Source organism: Bacteroides sp. An322 (assembly GCF_002161765.1).
GTDB lineage: Bacteria > Bacteroidota > Bacteroidia > Bacteroidales > Bacteroidaceae > Phocaeicola > Phocaeicola merdavium.
On sequence record NZ_NFIN01000007.1, the window covers coordinates 23,785 to 46,096 of the forward strand.

Below are 22,312 nucleotides of genomic sequence, written 5' to 3' on the forward strand. Positions count from 1 at the left end.
AAGTTTTCAATATGAGGTATTTTATATATATAGTATGTGTCTGCCTGTTGACATTATCGTCTTGCGGACAGAAAGAGAAGAATGATTCGACCAATGAAAAATCGGTCATTGAAAAGAAAAGTGCATCTGTTACCGAAAACTTGGAGTCTGAAGGAATCTTAGTGGTTTCGCATCGGGGTGACTGGCGTAATGCTCCGGAGAACTCGTTGCAAGCCATTCAGAATTGCATTGATATGGGTGTGGATATGGTGGAAATCGATTTGAAGAAAACCAAAGACGGATACTTGGTATTGATGCACGACAAGACCATCAACCGCACAATGAACGGCAAAGGGAAGCCGGAAGACTATACGCTTACTGAATTGCGGGAATTCTTCTTGAAAGGTGGGCATGGTCAAAAAACCCGTCACAAAATCCCTACTTTCGAAGAAGTAATGACCCTCTGTAAAGGCAAGATTATGGTGAACGTGGATAAAGGATACGATTACTTCAAAGACGCATACGCTGTACTAGAAAAAACGGGTACGGTAGACCAGTGCGTGATGAAGTCGGATCATCCGTATGAAAAGGTGAAAGCGGAAAATGGAGAAGTTTTGGATAAGATGGTCTTTATGCCAGTGGTGAACCTGCATAAGGAAGGGGCTGAAGCCATTATTGACGGTTATCTGAAAAATATGAAGCCAAAAGCTTTTGAATTGGTGTTCAATAACGATTCTGCCGATGTGTTACGCCTTGTCAAGAAGGTAAAAGACAGCGGTGCAAAGATTTTCATCAACTCTTTGTGGCCCGACTTGTGCGGAGGGCACGATGATGACCGTGCGGTAGAGCTGGGTGAACCTGAAGAAAGCTGGGGGTGGATTATCAATCAGGGAGCTAAGCTTATCCAGACAGACCGCCCCGCTCTTCTCTTGGATTATCTGAGAAATAAAGGATTGCATCAATAAAAATCGGATAGAAGTTATTATTACCTGCATAGTTTCATTTGAGGCTATGCAGGCAATGTTAAGCATTTCTAAAGTCAGTGTAAGGTATGATTAAGAATCTGATATTCGATTGGGGCAATGTATTGATAGATGTATCTATGGAACGCTTTGCCAAGTCTTGCGAAGACTATGGAATCCGGTTCACCGAGGATGAAGTTAACAGCACCCATAAAGCTGGTTTCTTCCTGGAATATGAGAAAGGTAACCTTTCGGATGGTGAATTTAGGGATGAAATCCGGGCAAGGGCTGCTATAATTCTTTCAGATGAAGAAATCGATTCGGTTTGGAATAGGATGTTAGGCAACATTCCTATAGAGAAATTGCAACTCCTGTGTCTGCTAAAGGATAAATACAATTTATATCTGTTGAGCAATACCAACTCTATACACTGGAATACGTTTTCCAATAAATGCTTCGATTATAGAGGATTAAACGTCGATGATTTCTTTAAAGGAATCTATCTTTCTTATAAGCTGCATACGGCGAAGCCTGAATCTGCCATATTCCGTATAGCGGTTGCAGATGCGGGGATAGATGTGAGGGAGACCTTGTTTATTGATGACTCTTCTGCAAATTGTATAACGGCTGAATCCTTGGGAATGAAAACATTGGAATATAAACCAGATGATGATTTGATGAATTGTGTATTGGAAAAATTAGAACAAAAAGAAATGATATGATTTTTAAATCAATAATTGAGTTTTACAAGGTCTCCAAGCCGAAGCCTTGTAACGGCGGATGGACACCGGAATCGGAACGAAAGCTGAAACGCTTGCAATGGTCCACTTTCCTTTCGGCTACGTTAGGGTACGGTATGTATTACGTCTGCCGTTTGAGCCTGAATGTGGTAAAGAAACCGATTGTGGAGGAAGGTATTTTTTCGGAAACCGAATTAGGTATCATCGGATCGGTGCTTTTCTTTACTTATGCGGTAGGGAAGTTCACCAACGGATTCCTTGCTGACCGCAGCAATATTAAGCGGTTTATGTCAACGGGGCTGTTGGTGACGGCGCTCGTGAATTTGTGTTTGGGTTTCATACATTCGTTCGTCTTATTTGCCGTGCTTTGGGGAATCAGCGGGTGGTTCCAGTCGATGGGAGCGGCATCGTGTGTAGTGGGGCTTTCGCGTTGGTTCGATGACAAGAAGCGTGGTTCATTTTACGGCTTTTGGTCGGCAAGTCACAATATCGGCGAGGCTTTGACATTTATTATTGTGGCTTCTATCGTAAGCGCATTCGGTTGGCGTTATGGATTTTGGGGAGCTGGATTGGTAGGTTTGCTGGGAGCGTTGATTATATGGAATTTTTTCCACGACACGCCGCAAAGCAAAGGATTACCACCTGTAAATCAACCTAAAGAAATAAAAGTATTGACCGAGGAAGAGACTGCTGACTTCAACAAGGCGCAGAAACAAGTGTTGCTGATGCCTGCCATTTGGATATTGGCATTATCAAGTGCGTTTATGTACATCAGCCGATATGCTGTAAACAGTTGGGGTGTTTTCTATTTGGAGGCACAGAAAGGGTATGATACATTAGATGCCAGCTTTATAATCTCCATTGGTTCTGTGTGCGGTATTGTCGGAACGGTTTTATCAGGTTTCGTTTCCGACCGCTTATTCAAAGGCAAGCGCAATGCACCTGCACTGATATTCGGTTTGTTGAATACCTGTGCTTTGTGTTTATTCTTATTGGTTCCCGGTGTGCATTATTGGTTAGACGTGACAGCAATGATACTGTTCGGTCTCAGCATCGGCGTGTTGTTGTGTTTCTTGGGTGGACTAATGGCGGTAGATATTGCACCTCGTAACGCTTCGGGAGCGGCATTGGGCGTGGTTGGTATAGCCAGCTATGTCGGTGCGGGTGTGCAGGATGTGATGAGCGGTATTCTGATAGAAGGGAATAAGATGGTGATGAATGGTGTGGAAATATATGATTTTACTGCTATTAATTGGTTTTGGATAGGTGCAGCACTATTGTCTACGCTTTGTGCTCTTTTGGTTTGGAACGTGAAACCGGCGGAACATAAGTAACTTTTTAAGATTAGTTTTTATAGGATTGTGGATTTTGCCTAAGCTTGGTTCCACAATCCTTTTTATTTTTATAAAATTCAATTTATGGAGAAAATTTTATCGACACTATTCATAGCGTTTTATATAATAGGAATGGATGCACAAAATATTCAGTGGAAAGATTATATGCCAGAAATCCACGGAACATTAAGGGGTAAATACGAATATCAGACTACGACCAACCAACAGCGTTTCCAAGTGCGGACGGCACGGGTGAGCGTTTCTGGGAACATAATTCCTATCGTAAGCTATAAAGCCGAAATAGACCTTTGTGATGAAGGTGAAATAAAGATGCTGGATGCTTATGCACGGGTTACTCCATTAGAAGGGTTTCACATTACCATAGGGCAAATGCGTGTTCCGTTCACTATTGACGCACATCGTTCTCCCCATTTACAGTATTTTGCCAACCGTTCGTTTATTGCCAAGCAGATGGGAAGTCTGCGTGATGCAGGTGCCACGTTGAAGTACGTTCACAGAAACGGGCTCCCATTTTCGCTGGAAGCTGGTTTGTTTAGCGGGTCGGGGCTGACAGAGCAAAAGGGCTGGCATAAGTCTCTTTCGTATTCAGCGAAATTGGAGTTAAAACCTTTTAAAGGATATAATCTGACATTAAGCACCCAACGCATCCGTCCTACAGACAAGAATATCTACATGTATGATTTAGGCACTTATTACGATTGGAACAATTGGCATTTCGAAGTGGAAACCATGTATAAAGAGTATCCCAACTCATTATTCAAAAGTGTATGGGCAGTAAACGCTTTTGTCAATTACGATTGGTTCATCCGAAAGAAGAAAAGTCTGTTCAAAAAGGTTTCTCTCCTTGCTCGTTTCGATTATATGGGCAATAACAGTGACGGCACCTTAGATGAGCAAGGAGAGTTCCTGATAACCGATTATGAGCGCAAACGCATTACGAGCGGTCTGACCTTCAGCTTCGGAAAACCGTTTCAGGCAGACCTTCGCTTGAATTACGAAAAGTATTTCTATGAGGATCGCTCGTTTGCTTTAGAGTCGGAACAAGATAAGTTGGTGGTGGAGATGATGGTACGTTTTTAAACCTCAATTAATTTACTTTGTTACGTAATGCCTTCGAAGAAAATCGATTGAAATTGACAACTATAGCAAAATTCAAAGATAGATAAAGAAGCTGTCTCAAAATAAAAATAGGCCTTCATTTTGTCTAAAAGAGCGTAATGAAGGATCTTGAGGACACAAGCTGATGCACACGAGATCCTTCACTACAACACCCGTCTTCGCTATTGGCGTGTAGCAAACAGCCGATTGCCAACCTCTGCAATGTCTAATGATAAATCTCTACTTTCAATTTTTAATTTCTTCAGCGTTTACAATCCTTGCTTCTTCGCTTCTTCCCAAATAGCATCCATCTCTTCCAGCGTCATATCCGTCAACTTTCTTCCGGCTTTCAGCGTATGTTCCTCTAAATAATTGAAGCGGCGGATAAACTTCTGGTTGGTATGTTCCAAGGCGTTATCGGGATTGATTTTATACAAACGGGCTGCATTGATGAGGCTAAACATGACATCTCCAAACTCGGCTTCCGCCTTGTCTTTGTCCATTGTAGCCACTTCCGATTCGAATTCACTGATTTCTTCCTTCACTTTGTCCCATACCTGCACACGGTCTTCCCAATCGAAGCCGACATTACGCGCCTTGTCTTGGATGCGGTAGGCTTTAATCAGTGAAGGCAAGGCTTCGGGCACCCCGCTCAATACAGACTTGTTCCCGTCTTTTTCCTTCAACTTAATCTGCTCCCAATTCTCGGAAACTTGCTCGGCTGTATCTGCTTTTACTTCACCGAAAACATGCGGGTGACGGAATATCAGCTTGTCGCACAATCGGTCGCATACATCCTTGATATCAAAATCTCCCGTCTCGCTTCCTATTTTTGCATAAAATACGACGTGAAGCAACACATCACCCAGTTCCTTACAAATGTTCTTCTTATCGTCCTTCATCAGGGCATCACAAAGCTCATATACTTCTTCTATCGTATTGGGACGCAAACTTTCGTTAGTCTGTTTCCGGTCCCAAGGGCATTTCACCCGCAATTCATCGAGCACATCGAGCAACCGCCCAAAGGCTTCTATTTTTTCTTCTCTTGTATGCATAATCTATCGTTTAGTGAATAATTAATAGTGAACAGTGAATAACGGCAATTAAAATACCAACTGTTATTGCTTGCAAAAGTAAGGAAAAGCTTCGGGAAAACCTAATTGAAAACAATGAATAGTTAATAATGAATAGTGAATAACGGCGGTTAAAAAACACAACCGTTATCCACAATCCACTATTAACTATTAATTATTCACTATTAACTAAAAAGACAGCCCGTCGTTCCAGCCCGGATTCTGTGTCAGATTATGATTCAACGAACGTTCGTTGATAGGAATCGGATACAGATAATCACGTTCTTCATTAAATGCGGTACGAACGATATTGTGATGATAATCGATATATCCATGATCGCCTTCCGACAGGGTTATATCTGAACCAATTTTGTAAATCTGAGCACCGTCAAGAACCGGTTTGTCATCACCCTCATACAAAATCACATCTATCGCGCCATCACCACTCAAGTCATATTCTCCTGCACCGGGGAAATACATACCCATAATAGACTGATTGATGCAAGTACCTGCTTTCCAACGTACTAAGTCATCGTAACGGAAACCTTCTTGAGTCAACTCTATGGCACGTTCACGGCGGATTTCCAAAATAACTCCTTCATTGCTTCCTGTTACATTGGAATAACCATAGTCATCAGAAGCCAAATAAGGGTCTGGATTTGCGTTTGCTTCTGCTAAATTCAGATGAGGCATCCCTACACGGTCACGGATTACATTAACCGATTTATCCAAATCAGCCTGAGTTAAATTCCCTAATTCGGCTTTAGCCTCAGCAAAATTCAACATGACTTCTGCCAAACGGAATACAGGCAAATCACAAGTCGAACGGTCGTTACGGTCTACCTGACCACCCGAATCTGTCGGGTCTTGCACAAACTTGACAGGCTGATATCCCGTTACACTAACCGACAAGTCGGGAGCCAAAATGTCCGTCTGCCCGATACGGTGATAACCCGGAGTACGAATGCTCTGAGCCAAACGCGGGTCACGGTCTTTCACTTCCTCTGTAAAAGGCATCGTTTCCCATCCTTCACGGTCGGTAAAGCGTGTTCCGTCTTTCATCAAATAAGCATTGATGAGTTTACGGGTTACGCCCGGACGTCCTTGTGTAGGAACCAATGTATGTGCCGTAGCATTGTGGTAAACACTCATACCATAGTCAAACTTAATAGCCAAGATATATTCATCGGGATTGGCATCTTCTTCAGCAAAAAGCGTCAAGTAATCCTCTTCCGGATTATCCGTCGAATACAGATGATATTTACCGCTGTTTATCAATTCTTCCGCTGCATCCGCTGCCTGTTGTAAATAATAGGTATAATCATGTCCGTCCAAAGTCAAGTTATGATATTTCCGGTATGTTCCTTCATACAAGCAGAAACGAGATTTCAATGCCAATGCTGCCCAACGGTTTACACGGAAAGGACTGCTGGTTTCTTCTTCCTTGGTAGGCAGATTCTCGATAGCATAATCTACATCAGCCAGCATATTGGTCATCACCAATTCACGAGAATCACGGGCTTTATACAAATCGGGGTCGTCCGAAAACAGTTCTTTATCATACCAAGGCACATCGCCGAAACGCTTTACCTTATCATAATAGAAGAAAGCACGGAAGAAACGTGACACAGCTGTATATTTAACGGCTGCTTCTGCATCCTCACACTTATCTATATTTCCCAACAAGGTATTAATACTTCGCAAAACAGTCCACGACCATCCGCCCCCACTGGCAGGCACGATACGGTTTTCACCTCCCAACATCTCGTCAGATAATTCCTGTTGCACATACAAATCGCTTTGTTCATCGTAAGGCGACTTATTAAGAATGCTATTATAGAAATTATTGCTGAAAAGCTGAAGGTCTGTTTCGGTCTTGAAATAGTTCGTGTCCACAATCTTATCCAGCGGCTCTTTGTCAAGCCAGTCATCACACGAAGAAAGTCCGGCAAGCAACGCCAACGCTATAAATATAGTTTTCTTTTTCATAATTGTTTTTTCTCTTCTGTTTAAAAGTTCATGTTAGAAAGTGACATCAATACCGAACAGGAACGACTTCTGCCACGGATAGAAAGCATTGTTGTAAGCATCGCTCCGGTCGATAGCGCCTTCTGGATCAACATACTTGGTATGTTTCTTGAGAGGAGACCAGTAACAGAGGTTTTCACCTGTAAAATAGATGCGTATAGCTTCAATACCGGCTTTTTGAGTCCATTGTTGTGGAAGGGTATAACCTACGGTTAAAGTTTTGAAACGCAAGTAACGCAAATTCTGCAAATAACGGTCGTTTACATTGCTCAGCACACCGCCTGATGCCGAATAAGCCATCGCACGCGGGAAATAAGCGTCCGGATTTTCGGGCGACCATACATCTTTCAAGAAATCTTTCTGCAAGAAAGACAAGTAAGGATAAGAATACGGACCCCAGAAAGGCATCGACTGACCGGTAGGATACCAATAGTGGTTACCTGTTCCTTGAAAGAACGCCGACACATCAATACCGTTCCAGCGTACACTTGCCGTAATACCGTATGAAAGCGAAGGCAATTCATTACCAAGTATCTTACGGTCTCCCGGATTGTCTACATTGTTGCTGCCGATACCGATTTTATTATCGCCATCCAAATTGACAAACTTCACGTCACCAGCCTGCCAGCCTCCAGTCTGCCCCTTCAATACATAACTCAAATCCAACTGTTCTGCGTATGCCTTTGCTTCTTCGTCACTTTGGAAAAGCCCGTCTGTTACGAATCCCCAAATTTCACCAATTTCCATACCTTCGTAATAAGGTTGGGCAAAAGTCTTGTCTTTGTTATCATACTTTGTAACAACACTCTTATAGTCACTCAAGTTGAAACCGATGCTATACTCGAACGGCTTGCTGCCCAAAGTCAACTGGTCACGCCAGTTCAACGTGATTTCATATCCTTTTGTACGCAAATCTGCCGCATTCATATCAGGCACACTTGCGCCATATACACCAGGCAGTTCCACACCGTCAGTCAACATATCCCGCGTATCACGTATATAGCCATCCACTGTTAGGTTCAAACGGTTGCCCAACATTGTCAAATCGAAACCAAAGTCCCATTGCTGAGCGGTTTCCCACGTCATATCCGAAGCGATAGGTGCTCCCAATGTAGAATATTTAGGCAATACGCTTCCTTCGCCGAATGTGTAACCTAAGTTGGCGATTGAAATCAGACGGGCAAACGTATAATAAGAAGATACATTCTGATTACCCAAACTACCGAACGAAGCCCGAATCTTCAAGTTATCTACCAAACGGCGTGCCGGACGGAAGAAAGGTTCTTCCGAAATACGCCACCCCACTGAAGCTGAAGGAAAGAATCCCCAACGGTTTCCTCTTGCAAAGCGAGAAGTTCCGTCATAACGTCCGCTCACCTCAAACAAATAACGGCTCATGTAATCGTAGTTGATACGACCGAAGATACCCAATAGCGCATATTCGTTCTGACCACCTCCTACACCGGTTATGACCGCTCCGTCTGCATTTTGACCGACCAAACCTAAATCATCCAAATCGGCAGATACCAAGTTTTCGCCGTATGCCGAAACATTCTTGCTTTTCCAAGCCTCGTAGTTCATACCGGCAACTACGGTCAAATGATGTGCATCATTGAACGTATCAGTATAGTTTCCATAAATATTGGTTGAATAATAATGACTCGTATTAACCCATTCATCCAAACGGTTGGCACCCGCACCTGTAGCATACGAAAGTAATTCGCCATCGGGATATTCACGGTAATACATCGGATTGGAACGGCTCGTATTACGGGTCTGATACAGACGATACGTAAAGTCTCCCGTAAAGCTCAATTCCTTTATCGGAGAATACACTACACGAGTGGTATTCGAGAAGTCTGTGCCACGCTCTACATTGCGGTGCGAATCTTCACCCAATAAAATATGACGCCCATTTGCCACTTTATAATTTAAATAAGGTGTACTATACAACCATGAACCGTCGGGATTCTTCTGTGGAAAGCAAGATAAAGCGTGGCGGGCACTGTATGCCAATGTGTTTTCTACACTGCCATCACCCAAATAGTTGTATTGCGAACCATAGAACGAAGTATTATTCGACAAAGTAAACCATTCATTGATACGGAAATCAATCTTCGAACGCAGATTGTATTTCCGGAAAACATCGGGATTCTCACGCAAGATACCAGTCTGCTTGTCGAACGAACCGGAAAGGAAATACTTGATATCATCTTTTCCTCCACTGATAGAAAGATTATGTTGCTGCATCGGACGGTTATCGCGATACAATTCATGCCACCAGTCGTGGTTTCCATAATATACCCATTGGCGGCGTCCGTTTCTCACTTCTTCCACTACCCACGGACGGTCGGGATGTTCAGTCTTATCATTCACACGGTCCAGCAAAGCCTGCATATCTTGGTCTGTATAATCGACATACAACGTACCCGAATCAGCTTGCCAAAATTTATTAATGGTATATACCGACCAATAACCGGTTGTTTCATATTCGGTAGAAGTGGTAGGAGCTTGCCAACCGAAACGTCCGCTATAATGTACTGTAGCCTTTCCGTCTTTAGCGGCACCCGACTTAGTAGTAACCAAAATCACACCGAAGGCAGCACGTGCACCGTAAATAGCTGCTGCAGAAGCATCTTTAATAACCGAAATAGATTCTACATCATTCGGATTGATACGGTCCAATTCGCCTACTGCACCGTCTATCAGCACCAACGGTTCGGCATCGTTGATAGAAGTCACACCACGCACATTGATACTGGCAGAGCTTCCTGGAACTCCAGAAGAAGTAGTGACGTTCAGACCAGCCACCGTACCCTGTAACATATTGCTCAATGAGCGGGTCACACGATTTTCCAATTCATCACCTCCTACCGTCGCAACCGCACCGGTCAGGTTTACTTTCTTCTGCTTACCGTAACCGACCACAACCGTTTCATTCAGCAAAACGGCATCTTCTTTCATGTGAACGGTTACGCTGGATTGGTCAGGAGCAACCTTTACTTTCTGCGAAGCAAAACCGATGTAAGATACATTCAAAACTACCTCTCCTGCAGGCACTTGAATCGTAAACGCACCATCGATATCGGTTACCGCTCCAATGGTAGCACTCTCTACCGCAACCGTCACGCCGATTAAAGGCTCGTCATTTGCGTCAAATACTTTTCCCGATATGGTTCTGTTTTGAGCAGAAAGTGTCATAGCACTCCCCACTACGAACAACATCAAGAATACAACTACTGATTTTAATGTTCTCATTGTTTATGAATTAAAGAAATGTGTATTTTATAAGTCGATAGTCTGTGTATAGACTTCACCGAAACGGTTTGTAAACTCTATTTTGATTTGTTTGGCACCGTCGGAAGGCATCACACGGAACAAATGAGCCGTCGGTTCCGCCTTGCTGCGGTCTTTCAGTTGAGAAGCACGTTCTTCATCCGAACCGATGAACTGCTCCATGTCTCCCATCGGTTTCCCGTCTTGATACCATACCACACGGCAGGCACTGTCCCAATCCCATACATTGGCTACCACAAAACTGCTTTGAGCCGTAAACTCTCCTTTATTATATATACGGAACTGATAAGAAAAATCGCGGCGAGTAGCCTTGTAATGCCATTTCACACGCTCTCCGTCTACATCTACCACCATATAGCCATTGGGCGCACCGCATTGGTTGACCCAACCAGCCCACCAGCCGCCACAAGCCGCACCGATGTTGTGTTCATAAAGCATGGGAGTCACTTCATTATTCTGGAAGAAATGCGTATGACCGGAAAATACATGTACCTTATAATCTTTCAGCACCTCTTTCAATTGGGCTGCATTACGGACATTCCCGCCCGGCGAAACCTTGTTCCACACCGGAGCGTGCAGATTCAAGATGACCAGACTTCCTTTCGGAACGTAACTTAAATCTTTCTTCAACCATTCCAATTGCTGCCCTGTAAGGCTTTCCACGTAATTCTTCCCGCCCACATAGTTGATGTCTTTCATCGTTACAATGTGAGCCTTACCGATATTAAACGAATAATCCGTAGGACCGAAATAACTTCCGTATACCATTTCACCGTACACCGGAGTGCCTGCCTCCATGTTATGAAGGTCTTGGTATTGCTTGTCGAAATCATGATTGCCGATGCATTGGAAAAAAACGGCACCGGTATTCTTTACCGATTCCCGGTATTCCTCGAACAACGGCATATTGTCCCATACCAAATCACCCAACGTCATGGCAACCACTTCACGAGATTGTTTCAGCGAGTCAATAACTTCTTTCAAATCAGGCACCGTTTCCTGCCGCCAGCGTTTCATCTGACGGGCATCACGCACTTGCGGGTCGGAAATGGCTATATAGTGGAAACGCTCTTCCATCCGCTTCCGTCTTTCCAACACAAAATTATGTTTCCCGTCTGCCTGCGCCAACGCGCGTACCGATATATAATAATCCCCAGCCAGCCCGTCTTGTTGAGGCAAGACACACGAAGCCGGCACCGAAATGCTTACAAACTTGCTTCGTGTCGTATCCGATACCAAAGCCCATGCTCCTTGCGCATCGGTTTTGGTAAAGCTGATGCCATCGTTTACAACCACACCGGCTATGCCTTGTCCGTTCGAGTCGGTCACTTTCCCATTGAAGTCGAACACTACTTTCTGAGCACTTGCACTCAAGCAGAAGCCACCCATTATCAAACTAAAAATCAACGATTTACCTTTCATCCGTTTCTTTGCTTTATTAAAATTAACCATGCTTTTGTTTCTGAATGCAAAGAAACAGCGATAACACTTCAAAACGGATACAACTTCGTTACATTACCGTGAGAATGTCATTACAAAATCAATACAAGCTAATTGGGAGAAAAAATGAATACGGGTTCGATGGCCATCTCACCCTAATGAAATTGCCAACACACTAGGGTGCGTTGGCGAATGCTCCCTAATGGGTTTATCAACCTATCTAATCCATTTGATTTCCGATAAAGGCAAACAATAAAAAAAGGAATGCATCCGCTATCTGCAGATGCATTCCTTTTTTATTTATCTTATTAAGAAATACGCTTAACGAACCTGAATCACCAAATACCGTGATACGCTCCAGAACTGGCTCGGATTTGTAATTTTCAAGGTCAGCTGGCTCTTATCATCCTTTACCAATTCGTATGAACCCTCAGGATGCGTAGTCAGCAATTCGGCACGTTTCGAATATAACTTGATTTCCTTGTCCTGACGGATGTCGATTTCGGTAAAATAATCCTTGTTGAATTCATTATCTTTCAACACATCACCCCGCTTCAGAATCTTTTGGTCTTTCAGTTCCGACTTGGTTCCGAATACATACCATGCCGTATTCAATGCCTTATCTTGGGCTGCAACAGTCTCTGTCTTAGCAACATTCTCTGCGGTCAACTCGTCTACATTCTTGTTCAAGTCAGCTACGGCTTCGTCCAATTCGGCAATACGGATGTTCTTCGAAGCCAATTCCGCCTGTAAAGTCTCGATTTGTTTTTGCTTGGATTCCAGTTCGGCGGTCAGGTTCTTGATTGCCTTTTTCAATTGAGCCGACTGGTAATTGCTGTTCTGCAATTGCTTTTCCAATTCCGCGATACGGGCACGGTTAGCTTGAAGCTTCTGACTGATAAACCGGATATCTTCCTTAATTTTTTCGGCACTCGACTTGCTTTCCATAGCACCTCCCTGCAAATCAACCCGGTTCTCGGCTTCATTGATTTCGCGAAAACCTTCCTGTATTTCATTAAACGCGCCCATAATCTCATCCAATTCAGCATCCCGATCAGACAATTCAAGCATCAATGAATCATTCTGAAGTTGCAATGCGTCTTTCTTCTGCCCTGTTCCTGTACATGAAGCCAACAAAGCAACTGCACATAACGAAAATAAAACAACTTTTTTCATAGTTCTTAATCTATTTAGAATTTATACTTCAATTTTCTTTTCCTGCTAAAACAATTACAATCTCTCCTTTTGGCTCGTTCTCAGTGAAATGAGCAATAACCTCAGCCAACGTCCCCCGGACGCTTTCCTCGTGTATTTTCGATATCTCCCGACAAACCGAAACCCGGCGTTCCGCGCCGAACAATCCGGCAAATTGGGTCAATGTCTTTACCAGCCGGTACGGAGATTCATAAAATATCATCGTGCGTGTCTCCTCTGCCAAGGCATTCAAACGTGTCATCCGCCCTTTCTTCTGAGGCAAGAAGCCCTCGAAACAGAACCTTTCATCGGGCAATCCCGATGCCACCAATGCCGGAACAAATGCCGTAGCACCCGGAAGGCACTGCACTTCGATACCGTTACGCACACACTCACGCACCACCAGAAAACCCGGATCGGATATGCCCGGAGTGCCTGCATCCGAAACCAGCGCAATAGTCTCGCCCGCCTTCAAACGTTGGATAATACCGTCCAACACCTGATGCTCGTTGAACTTATGGTAAGACTGCATAGCATTCTTTATCTCAAAGTGCTTTAACAAAATACCCGATGTACGCGTATCTTCCGCCAACACCAAATCGGCTTCTTTCAGCACCCGAATGGCACGCAAAGTCATATCCTCTAAATTGCCTACCGGAGTAGGAACCACATACAATTTTCCCATATCATTCGTTATAATAATAGCAAAGGTAGAAAGTTTTTGATTCCACGGATGAATTTAGACCATTATTTAACAGATGTTGTATTATTTCATCTCCCTATATTGTTTTTTTATCAGGATAACCGTATGGATAGCTCAAGTTTTTTATGTAGCTTTGTTTCCACATTGCATTATATATTAAATGAAAAAGAAGATGAAAATACCAACTTGGATATGGGCAGTTGTAGGATGTTTCCTGCTGGTCCCTCTGAAAGCGGAAAACGAATCGTTATGGCAAGTGCATACTCATAATTTACACGCCTCGTATGCTCCGGCTCCAATGGCGAGTGGATGCATCGGCATTTTACCGGGGAAAGAACCGTTCCGGATAGAACAAGTGGTGCTGAATCATGTATTCGATGCTGCTGCTCCGGGCACAGTAAGCCGGGTCATGCGAGGGATTAATCCATTTGGACTGAACATGAAAGTGGACGGCGAAACCGTAGACACGACTTGCATTGAGGGTTGGAATCAAACGGTGGATATGCGGAAAGCGGTGCATCGTACGGGATTCCAAATAGGACGGAAAGCGCATGTGGTTTCTGATTTGCGTGCTTTGCGGGGGGCTTCCTTATTCAGGATTAATATCGGTACAAGTCGAGGCATTGACAGATATTACCATAGAAGTGCGGTGCGGAATGGAAATTCCCGATGATTACGGAGAAAGTACAGTATATTACCGTGAACTGGATGCCGACAGTACCCGTTTGCACTTACTTGAAGCAAAAGCCGTTTCAGCACGCGGGGCAAAACAGGTTGCTGCAGCATCTGCCTTTCTATTAGAAGATGAAACGACATCCGAACTTTCGTTTGAAGAAGCCACAAAAGAGCTTTGCCTAAATATATCTATAAAGAAAGGAGAAACGTTTTCGTTTTCGCTTGTAGGAAGTATCTGCTCTTCGCGTGACTTTTTCGACCCTTATAACGAAGCCGAACGCCAAGTGGTTTATGCCGTCCACGAAGGACAGGAACAATTAGTGGGGGCGCACGAGCGGTTGTGGAATGAATTATGGCAAAGTGATATCCGTATAGAGGGAGACGATGATGCCCAGCGGTTGGTGCGCTTCGCCTTATTCAATCTTTATTCTTCTTGCCGTGCCGGAAGCCGGTTGAGTATTCCCCCGATGGGGCTTTCTTCGCAATTCTATAACGGCCATATCTTTTGGGACACCGAGCTTTGGATGTATCCTCCATTGCTTTTGTTACAACCCGAATTAGCTAAGTCAATGTTAGACTATCGGATAGACCGAATCGGTCCAGCCCGAAAGAAAGCGATGGCATACGGCTATCGGGGCGTAATGTTCCCGTGGGAGAGTGATGATACAGGCGAAGAAGCCACGCCCACTTTCGCCTTGACCGGTGTATTCGAACATCATATTACGGCAGATGTGGGTATTGCTTGCTGGAATTATTATAGAGTGACACGTGATACTGTTTGGCTAAAACGTGAAGGCTTCCCGTTGCTCAGGGAAATAGCCGACTTTTGGGTAAGCCGTGTGGTGCGGAATGCCGACGAATCTTATTCGATAGTAGGCGTAACTGGAGCGGATGAATATGCCAATGGCGTGACGGACAATGCCTTTACCAATGCTTCCGCCTCATTGGCATTGGAATATGCGTACCGTGCCGGAATAGCTTGTGGTGAGTATGTTCCGCCTATATGGAAAGAAGTGAGCCAAGGTTTGCGCATCTTGCAATTTGAAAACGGCGTGACGCGGGAACATGCTACTTATCAAGGCGAAACCATCAAACAGGCGGACGTAAACCTATTGGCTTATCCGTTGGGGAAGATTACCGACCCTGAACAACAACGGAAGGACTTGGCTTATTACGCAGAACGCATTGACCAACAGAACGGTCCAATGATGTCGTATGCCATATTTTGTGTGCAATATGCACGAATGGGCGATGCGGAAAAAGCATGGGAGATGTTCCGCCGGTGCTATCTGCCCAACTGGCGTCCTCCTTTCGGTGTATTATCGGAAACACCCGCCAGCAACAATCCGTATTTTATGACCGGTGCCGGCGGTCTGCTTCAGGCTGTATTAAATGGTTTTTGCGGGCTTCAAGTAACCGAAGAAGGCATTGTGCAATTGCCTTCGGTTCTTCCCCCACATTGGAAGAAAGTAACGGTAACAGGAGTAGGTATCGAGAGAAAAACGTATTTTTGCACCCGCAAATGATTAACAGCAACAAACATGGTACTATTTTCAGAAGATCATACACAAGAAACCAATCGCAGGGGACGTATCGAAGTGGTGTGCGGCTCGATGTTCTCAGGCAAGACCGAAGAACTGATACGACGTTTAAAACGTGCTAACTTTGCCCGCCAACGGGTAGAAATATTCAAGCCAGCCCTTGATACGCGCTATTCTGAAGCCGATGTGGTCTCGCATGACAACAATTCCATACCATCAACTCCGGTAGACACTTCGGCAAGCATTCTGCTGTTCAGTTCCGAAATTGATGTAGTAGGCATTGATGAAGCCCAATTCTTCGATGAAGGGCTGATAGATGTATGTAACGAGTTAGCCAACCGAGGTATCCGAGTCATTGTCGCCGGACTGGACATGGACTATAAAGGCATCCCGTTCGGTCCTATCCCCGCCCTCTGTGCCATAGCCGATGAAGTGACCAAAGTACATGCCATTTGTGTAAGATGCGGCGAGTTGGCTTATATCTCTCACCGCACCGTCCCCAACGATAAGCGAGTCTTATTAGGAGAAAAAGAAGAATACGAACCCTTATGCCGGCATTGCTATCAAAAAGCATTGAAAGAAGAGGCTGAGCATAAGACATACCGAGAAAAATAAAGCATTCGAAAAGAAAAAAACAAAAAAGTTGATTTAATATTTGGTCAACTCAAAAAAAGAGCATATCTTTGCACCCGCAATCAGAAATGATGCACACAGGTTTGATTCGCTAGCTCAGCAGGTAGAGCACAACACTTTTAATGTTGGGGTCTTGGGTTCGAGCCCCAAGCGGATCACCAAAAGAAAAGCCAAAAGGCGACAACAAAAAGACAAGAAGGTGTGTCAAAAGCTACACCTTCTTTTTTATGCATAAAGCCCCGACTTTCACAACTGAGGGATTTGTTATTACCTAAAGATTTTGTTTACAATCTCAACTAAACGGTATCATAAAAAAAGAGTGCCCTTGCCTTAAAGGCAATGCACCCTCTTTTCCAGTTTAGTTAGTTGCGATATTACATAGTGTGAGCACAATTCTGTTTATCTCATATACTGACCGTATATGGCATTTGCACTCCATTCCAAATTCTTTTTGATTTCTTTTAAGAAACTTTTTACTTGATTTTTCATAATGTTACCCTTTCTAGTTTAGTTAGTACTTTCTACTTTAAGTCTTCTTTTTACCTTGTTTTCATGTTTTACAACACAAAAATAGTACCTTTTGTTCGAATATGTTCTTTCTTTTATTGGCAAAGTAAAGGAAAACATTTATTTCTTGATTTGTATCAAAAAAGCAAGGAGTATGAAGACATAGAAACGAAATAATCTGCCAATTTGACAGATTATTCATTCATCATTCTTTATTATTGCCGGTTAACCCGTGACCGAGGTACCACCGTCTGAAGACAGATAAGCTTGCAGTTATGACGTTTCTCAACGGCAATACCGGAAAAATGGAGGCTTAAACAACGGATTTACCAATTATGCAATTGATTGCCTTATTGCAATCATTTTTAGGGAAGAATGTATCAATTTCTGGAATAATATGTTTATATTTACCCATAACTTCTAGGATTAAATCCTTTGGAGCAATGCTTAAAGATAGTCATTTTCTGTAAAATACAGGACTAAAAGCTCTATTCTTTTACTTGCGAAACTTGAATTATTATTAAATAGTTTATGATAGAATTGAAAAAAGAAATGGGAATTACCCAAATACGAGAAATTAGCGAACATACAGTAGCACGTATTTTTGGATTTATTATGTATACAAGAAGGCATGCATATATAATCAAAGCACTGAGAGATAATGATTTATGGAGTGAACTAGATGAGATTTCAGGTGCAAATTGGCCGATATTTTCTGTAAAACCATTATCTGAAGGAAGATATGAATTACCAAAATCCAATAGAAATTCATCTCAAATGTTAGTTCCAATTTGGAAAGAGCCTAACGAAAATAAAGAATTTCTAAGCGTTTTTTCATTGAATGAATCAAAAGACTTACCTTGCTTCATAACATTTATATGGAAAGACAACGATGAGATAGAACAAATTGTATGGAAATTAAGCAATAAAAACAAAGAAGAGGCATTTAACTCAATTCGTGAAGTTGTTAGTATTATATCTGAAACAGAAGAATTAATACTTCCAGAATACAAAAGGACAGAAAATGTTTTTAGAAATGTCAAAGCAAATATAGAAGCACGTATTGCAAAGCACAGTATTATAAGAAATCTAAAAACCGTACTTAGACTTAAGGAATTATTTACATGATTATAATAACCTATGAATAAGGAACAGGGTGGCTTTTGCCGAAGCGAATATGGAATCCATATACAACAAAAAGCATCTACCCGTAAAGGTAAATGCTTAAAGGAAGTTGGGCTACTCGGATTCGAACCAAGAAAAACAGGACCAGAATCTGTTGTGTTACCATTACACCATAGCCCAAACGAAAAGATTGCCCCCTCCATGGAGTCAACCGGTTTTTAAGGAAGTTGGGCTACTCGGATTCGAACCAAGAAAAACAGGACCAGAATCTGTTGTGTTACCATTACACCATAGCCCAAAATCACTTGTCAAAACCGATGTTTTGATTTTGACGGTGCAAAGGTACAACTTTTCCACAACATAGCAAGTGTTTAAACGAGTTTTTTCAAAAAAAACACAAAAGATTCGAGAATTAGGCTTTAATCTTTCGTGATATACAGAAAAGCAAGTATATTTGTCACGTTTAAATCTTCCTTGCCTAAAAAGGGAGAGTAAGTTAAACTGATTATTATTAAAAAAAGGACTAAAAGCAGAATGAACGAAACACAAGTATTAGTAGAAAAAATAACAGAAGGAATTCAAGAAAAGAAAGGCAAAAACATTATCATAGCTGACTTAACCGGCATCGAAGACACGATTTGCAAGTATTTCATTATTTGTCAGGGAAATTCTCCCAGCCAAGTCCTCGCCATTACAGACTCCGTAAAAGATTATGTAAAAAAATCCACGGGTGAAAAAGTGTATGCCATAGACGGCGCACGAAATGCCCAATGGGTGGCTATGGATTATGGAAACATCATGGTACACATTTTCTTGCCGGAAGTGCGGGCATATTACAAATTGGAGAATCTTTGGGCTGACGCCAAACTGACAAGCATCCCGGATCTCGACTAACATTTTACTTATATAATATATATCATGGACGGAAATAATACAAATAATACGAACAATAATCTGAATAACCCGAATACGAACAAGCCGAAGATCAACGTACCGCGCCCCAATCTGACGTGGTTGTACATTGTGATTGCGCTCACTTTGGGTTTTCTATATCTGTCGAGCGATGAAGGCAGTGCAAGTAAAGAAATAACTTATACCGAATTCAAAGAAATGGTAAGCAAGGGATATGCTAGCAAAATCATTGCTTACGATAACAATACTGTAGAAATGTTCATCAAGCCTGAACACATTGTAGATGTATTCAAGCAAGAATCAAAGAATGTAGGGAAAAGCCCTGCAGTACACGTGCAAATAGGCTCAATGGAATCGCTGGATAAGTTTCTGGATGAAGAACAAGCCAACGGGCACTTTACCGGCTCTATCAGTTACGAGAAACAGAATAATTACTTTGGAATGATATTTTGGAATATCTTCCCGTTCTTGCTTTTGATAGCCATTTGGTTTTATGCCATGCGACGCATGGGCGGAGGTGCAGGTCCAGGCGGAGCCGGAAGTGTATTCAGCGTAGGCAAAAGCAAAGCACAACTCTTTGAGAAAGGAGCCAACCGCGTAACTTTTAAGGATGTAGCCGGACAAGCTGCAGCCAAGCAAGAGGTACAGGAAATTGTAGACTTTTTGAAAGACCCTGAAAAATATACTAAATTGGGAGGTAAAATTCCCAAAGGCGCTTTGCTGATAGGTCCTCCGGGAACAGGTAAAACATTGCTAGCCAAAGCTGTAGCAGGTGAAGCAGATGTACCTTTCTTCTCGATTTCGGGTTCTGATTTCGTGGAAATGTTTGTAGGTGTAGGTGCTTCGCGTGTACGTGACTTATTCCGCCAAGCCAAAGAAAAGGCACCTTGCATCATCTTCATCGATGAAATTGATGCTGTAGGACGCGCACGCGGAAAAAACCCCAGCATGGGAGGCAATGACGAACGCGAAAACACATTAAACCAGTTACTGACCGAAATGGACGGATTCGGTTCGAATAGCGGTGTCATTATCTTAGCCGCTACCAACCGAGTAGACATTTTGGACAAAGCTTTGTTGCGCGCCGGACGTTTCGACCGTCAAATCTATGTAGATTTGCCTGACCTGAACGAACGGAAAGAAGTGTTCGGCGTACATTTGCGCCCACTTAAACTAGACAGTACTGTAGATGTAGACCTGTTGGCAAGACAAACGCCCGGATTTAGCGGAGCGGATATCGCCAACGTATGTAATGAAGCAGCACTGATTGCAGCCCGCCATTCGAAAGAATCGGTAGGGAAAGACGACTTTCTGGCAGCTATCGACCGTATCGTAGGCGGGCTGGAAAAGAAAACGAAAGTAATGACAGTTGCGGAAAAACGTGCTATCGCCCTACACGAAGCCGGACATGCCACCGTATCATGGCTCTTGGAACATGCCAACCCGTTGATTAAAGTAACCATCGTACCGCGTGGACGTGCATTAGGTGCTGCATGGTATTTGCCTGAGGAACGTCAACTTACCACAAAAGAGCAGATGTTGGACGAAATGTGTGCGACACTTGGCGGACGAGCTGCTGAAGAATTGTTTGTAGGACATATCTCTACAGGAGCGATGAATGACTTAGAACGAGTAACGAAACAAGCTTACGGTATGATAGCATACGCAGGCATGAGCGACAAACTTCCTAATCTTTGTTATTATAGCAACAATGACTTCGCTTTCAATAAGCCGTATAGCGAACATACCGCAGAAATCATTGACCAGGAAGTTCAAAAGATGATTAACGAACAATACATGCGTGCCAAAGAGATATTGCAACATCATCAGGAAGGGCACAATCAGTTGGCACAATTACTGATTGAGCGCGAAGTCATCTTTGCAGAAGATGTAGAAAAGATTTTCGGCAAACGCCCTTGGGCTTCCCGTTCGGAAGAAATCATGGCAGAAGAAAGCCAGCCTCAACTTCCGGCAAAGGAAGAGCCTAAAGCATTGCCTGAAACCCCGGCTAAAGAAGGGAGTGAACCCCAAAGCGGCACTCCGGGCAAATAAAGCATAACAGAGCCGACCGTAGGGGCGTATCGCATACGCCCGAATGCACCAACTGTATAAGTGGATGTTTTCAGAGCGTATGCGATACGCCCCTACAAGTAATCAATTCAGATTATACACACACTTACCATGAAAAATAACTTTTTACAACGGACTATCACCGGCATTATTTTTGTAGCCGTATTAGTAGGATGTATTTTAGGAGGTCCAATCTCTTTTACCATCCTTTTTGCTATCATCAGTGCACTGACAATCAACGAATTCGGGAATTTAGCCAATGCAACAGGCGAAGTTCAAATCAACAAGCCTATTACCATTCTGGCTGGTGTTTTCTTATTCTTATGTTTCGGCTACATTGGAGTCATACCGGGTTCCAATGAAATATTCATCCCCTACTTGTTCTTAATCATGTACCTGTTCATCAGCGAATTATATAAACAACAGAAGAACCCGATTAATAATTGGGCGTATGCAATGATGAGCCAAATCTACATCGGGCTATCATTCGCCCTGCTAAACATTCTTGCCTACCATTCAAGTGCAGCCACAAGTGTTTCGCAATATAATCCGATACTGCCTTTATCCATCTTCATCTTTACCTGGATAAATGACACGGGAGCTTATTGTACAGGAATGCTTTTCGGCAAACACCGCCTATTCGAACGCATCTCGCCCAAGAAATCATGGGAAGGCTCTATTGGCGGAGCGGTATTTGCCGTTATCGCAGCGATTGTGCTTTCGCAGTTCTTCTTCTTCCTCAATATCTATGAATGGATAGGTTTGGCATTGGTTATTGTAGTATTCGGTACATGGGGAGACCTCGTCGAATCGCTTTTCAAACGTACCTTAGGAATCAAAGATTCTGGAAACATCCTGCCGGGACATGGAGGCATGCTAGACCGTTTCGATAGTACGCTTATGGCTATACCGGCATCGGTCGTTTATCTGTATATCTTAAGTTTGTAATACTTCTCACCACAGAGTTTCATTAGTTAATA

General features: G+C 43.1%; 17 protein-coding genes, 3 tRNA genes and 1 pseudogene. 12 read left to right on the forward strand and 9 right to left on the reverse strand.

The annotated features are described in order from the left end of the window. Positions 1-11: 11 nt before the first annotated feature. The 4 genes from B5F91_RS05510 to B5F91_RS05525 all read left to right on the forward strand — a co-directional run bounded on the left by B5F91_RS05510 (position 12) and on the right by B5F91_RS05525 (position 4,116). A complete protein-coding gene (locus tag B5F91_RS05510; RefSeq protein ID WP_087428097.1) occupies positions 12-944 on the forward strand; it encodes a glycerophosphodiester phosphodiesterase family protein in 933 nt (310 codons plus the stop codon). A gap of 86 nt (positions 945-1,030) precedes the next feature. Next, entirely contained in the window at positions 1,031-1,663 is a 633-nt protein-coding gene (locus B5F91_RS05515) for an HAD family phosphatase (protein WP_087428098.1), read from the forward strand. Then, entirely contained in the window at positions 1,663-3,015 is a 1,353-nt protein-coding gene (locus tag B5F91_RS05520; RefSeq protein WP_087428186.1) for an MFS transporter, read from the forward strand. Before B5F91_RS05515 ends, B5F91_RS05520 begins: the two co-directional genes overlap by 1 nt. Before the next feature lie 84 nt (positions 3,016-3,099). Then, complete coding sequence (locus tag B5F91_RS05525) at positions 3,100-4,116, forward strand: porin (protein WP_087428099.1); 1,017 nt, start codon at positions 3,100-3,102, stop codon at positions 4,114-4,116. 287 nt (positions 4,117-4,403) lie between these two features. Here the strand turns inward: B5F91_RS05525 and mazG are convergent, their stop codons facing one another. The 6 genes from mazG to rsmI form a co-directional block, all read right to left on the reverse strand. Continuing rightward, positions 4,404-5,192: a nucleoside triphosphate pyrophosphohydrolase gene (gene mazG, locus B5F91_RS05530; protein ID WP_162611700.1), complete on the reverse strand. Its 789-nt coding sequence runs from the start codon at positions 5,190-5,192 to the stop codon at positions 4,404-4,406. Between the two features lie 204 nt (positions 5,193-5,396). Beyond that, complete coding sequence (locus B5F91_RS05535; protein WP_087428101.1) at positions 5,397-7,196, reverse strand: RagB/SusD family nutrient uptake outer membrane protein; 1,800 nt, start codon at positions 7,194-7,196, stop codon at positions 5,397-5,399. Between the two features lie 33 nt (positions 7,197-7,229). Next, complete coding sequence (locus B5F91_RS05540; RefSeq protein ID WP_087428102.1) at positions 7,230-10,493, reverse strand: TonB-dependent receptor; 3,264 nt, start codon at positions 10,491-10,493, stop codon at positions 7,230-7,232. 27 nt (positions 10,494-10,520) lie between these two features. Then, positions 10,521-11,984 carry a calcineurin-like phosphoesterase family protein gene (locus B5F91_RS05545; RefSeq protein WP_239416267.1) on the reverse strand — a complete coding sequence of 488 codons (1,464 nt, stop codon included), beginning with the start codon at positions 11,982-11,984 and terminating at the stop codon, positions 10,521-10,523. A gap of 309 nt (positions 11,985-12,293) precedes the next feature. Next, positions 12,294-13,148, reverse strand: coding sequence for a hypothetical protein (locus tag B5F91_RS05550; RefSeq protein ID WP_087428103.1), 855 nt, complete (start codon positions 13,146-13,148; stop codon positions 12,294-12,296). A gap of 28 nt (positions 13,149-13,176) precedes the next feature. Beyond that, positions 13,177-13,851 carry a 16S rRNA (cytidine(1402)-2'-O)-methyltransferase gene (rsmI, locus tag B5F91_RS05555; RefSeq protein WP_087428104.1) on the reverse strand — a complete coding sequence of 225 codons (675 nt, stop codon included), beginning with the start codon at positions 13,849-13,851 and terminating at the stop codon, positions 13,177-13,179. A 190-nt stretch (positions 13,852-14,041) separates the two neighbouring features. On the opposite strand from rsmI, the gene B5F91_RS15545 reads away from it, so the two are divergent. From B5F91_RS15545 to B5F91_RS05570, 4 genes are all read left to right on the forward strand, one after another. Further along, the gene (locus tag B5F91_RS15545) at positions 14,042-14,542 is read left to right on the forward strand and encodes a hypothetical protein (protein ID WP_343210796.1); all 501 of its coding nucleotides are present in this window, start codon (positions 14,042-14,044) and stop codon (positions 14,540-14,542) included. Further along, a complete protein-coding gene (locus B5F91_RS05560) occupies positions 14,430-16,070 on the forward strand; it encodes a glycoside hydrolase family 65 protein (protein WP_343210799.1) in 1,641 nt (546 codons plus the stop codon). The genes B5F91_RS15545 and B5F91_RS05560 overlap by 113 nt, the downstream gene beginning before the upstream one ends. Before the next feature lie 15 nt (positions 16,071-16,085). Then, positions 16,086-16,700 carry a thymidine kinase gene (locus B5F91_RS05565; RefSeq protein WP_087428105.1) on the forward strand — a complete coding sequence of 205 codons (615 nt, stop codon included), beginning with the start codon at positions 16,086-16,088 and terminating at the stop codon, positions 16,698-16,700. Between the two features lie 103 nt (positions 16,701-16,803). Further along, positions 16,804-16,879, forward strand: a tRNA-Lys gene (locus B5F91_RS05570). A 591-nt stretch (positions 16,880-17,470) separates the two neighbouring features. On the opposite strand, the pseudogene B5F91_RS15295 reads toward B5F91_RS05570, so the two are convergent. Next, a pseudogene (locus B5F91_RS15295) lies at positions 17,471-17,640 on the reverse strand (IS4 family transposase); the annotation flags it as partial. Between the two features lie 116 nt (positions 17,641-17,756). Between B5F91_RS15295 and B5F91_RS05575 the strand changes: the two are divergent. Continuing rightward, positions 17,757-18,353: a hypothetical protein gene (locus tag B5F91_RS05575; protein ID WP_087428106.1), complete on the forward strand. Its 597-nt coding sequence runs from the start codon at positions 17,757-17,759 to the stop codon at positions 18,351-18,353. Between the two features lie 106 nt (positions 18,354-18,459). On the opposite strand, the gene B5F91_RS05580 is transcribed toward B5F91_RS05575, so the two are convergent. Further along, positions 18,460-18,530 (reverse strand) — tRNA-Gln (locus B5F91_RS05580). 47 nt (positions 18,531-18,577) lie between these two features. Next, positions 18,578-18,648, reverse strand: a tRNA-Gln gene (locus tag B5F91_RS05585). Between the two features lie 236 nt (positions 18,649-18,884). On the opposite strand from B5F91_RS05585, the gene rsfS reads away from it, so the two are divergent. From rsfS to B5F91_RS05600, 3 genes are all read left to right on the forward strand, one after another. Next, a complete protein-coding gene (rsfS, locus tag B5F91_RS05590) occupies positions 18,885-19,244 on the forward strand; it encodes a ribosome silencing factor (protein ID WP_087428107.1) in 360 nt (119 codons plus the stop codon). A 24-nt stretch (positions 19,245-19,268) separates the two neighbouring features. After that, positions 19,269-21,314 carry an ATP-dependent zinc metalloprotease FtsH gene (ftsH, locus tag B5F91_RS05595; protein WP_087428108.1) on the forward strand — a complete coding sequence of 682 codons (2,046 nt, stop codon included), beginning with the start codon at positions 19,269-19,271 and terminating at the stop codon, positions 21,312-21,314. Between the two features lie 129 nt (positions 21,315-21,443). Continuing rightward, complete coding sequence (locus tag B5F91_RS05600; protein ID WP_087428109.1) at positions 21,444-22,280, forward strand: phosphatidate cytidylyltransferase; 837 nt, start codon at positions 21,444-21,446, stop codon at positions 22,278-22,280. Positions 22,281-22,312 lie beyond the last annotated feature (32 nt).